The organism is Streptomyces sp. NPDC058246, from assembly GCF_042881985.1.
Classification (GTDB): Bacteria; Actinomycetota; Actinomycetes; order Streptomycetales; family Streptomycetaceae; genus Streptomyces.
Map to the genome: position 1 here is coordinate 1 of NZ_JBHVWZ010000071.1, position 1,010 is coordinate 1,010.

General features: G+C 70.2%; 2 protein-coding genes and 1 pseudogene. All 3 read right to left on the reverse strand.

Features of this window, described 5'->3' with window-relative positions; all coding sequences use genetic code 11:
* A pseudogene (ureC, locus tag ACFVXA_RS40570) lies at positions 1-341 on the reverse strand (urease subunit alpha); the annotation flags it as partial.
* Positions 334-645, reverse strand: a complete 312-nt coding sequence (locus ACFVXA_RS40575) for an urease subunit beta (RefSeq protein ID WP_362034473.1) — start codon at positions 643-645, stop codon at positions 334-336. The gene ACFVXA_RS40575 and the pseudogene ureC, both read right to left, overlap by 8 nt.
* Positions 646-662: 17 nt before the next feature.
* Entirely contained in the window at positions 663-965 is a 303-nt protein-coding gene (locus ACFVXA_RS40580; RefSeq protein ID WP_390028712.1) for an urease subunit gamma, read from the reverse strand.
* Positions 966-1,010: the final 45 nt, after the last annotated feature.

Sequence of the window (1,010 nt, forward strand, 5' to 3'; positions counted from 1 at the left end):
TGGACGCCGTCCATGGTGTCGGGGTTGCCGGCCTTGCCGATGCCGGTGATCCGGCCGTCGCGGATGCCGACGTCGGCCTTGATGATGCCCCAGTGGTCGATGATCACGGCGCCCGTGATGACCGTGTCCGGGGTGCCGTCTGCGCGCGTAGCACGCGCCTGCCCCATGGATTCCCGGATGACCTTGCCACCGCCGAAGACCGCCTCGTCACCGGCGCGCCCGGGACCGCCGGAACGATCCTCCTCGATCTCGATCAGCAGGTCGGTGTCGGCGAGCCGGATGCGGTCGCCGGTGGTGGGGCCGAACAGATCGGCATACGCGGCACGCGAGATCTCAGGCATCGAGGGCACCTCCGGTCTCACCGCGCAGGCCCGGCACGATCCTGGCGCCGGCGAGCGGAACGAGTTCGACGTCGACGGGGATCCCCGGCTCGAAGCGCACGGCGGTGCCGGCGGCGACGTTCAGCCGCTTGCCGCGCGCGGCGGCGCGGTCGAAGTCCAGACCGGGGTTGGCCTCGGCGAAGTGATAGTGGGAGCCGACCTGGACGGGCCGGTCGGCGGCGTTCAGGACGGTCAGCCGGGTGACCTCGCGGCCCTCGTTGAAGGCGACGGGCCCGTCGGCGAACAGGATCTCTCCGGGAATCATGGCTCTCGCTCCCCCCGTCAGATGATCGGCTCGTGGACGGTGACGAGCTTGGTGCCGTCCGGGAAGGTCGCCTCGACCTGGACATCGTGGATCATCTCGGGGATGCCTTCCATGACGTCGTCACGGGTGAGGATCTTGCGTCCGGAGGACATCAGCTCGGCGACGGTACGCCCGTCACGCGCGCCTTCGAGGACGTGCGACGTGATCAGGGCGACGGCCTCGGGGTGGTTCAGTCTCAGCCCGCGCGCCCGGCGCTTCTCGGCCACGTCGGCGGCCACATGGATCAGCAGCCTCTCTTGCTCGTGCGGGGTCAGTTGCACGGCGTCCCACCTCACAGTCCTCGCTCCGGACCGTGCGGGGTCCGG

Coding starts and splice junctions, on each gene's coding strand:
- ACFVXA_RS40575 (WP_362034473.1), bottom strand. CDS start 645: ATGATTCCCGGAGAGATCCTGTTCGCCGACGGGCCCGTCGCCTTCAAC.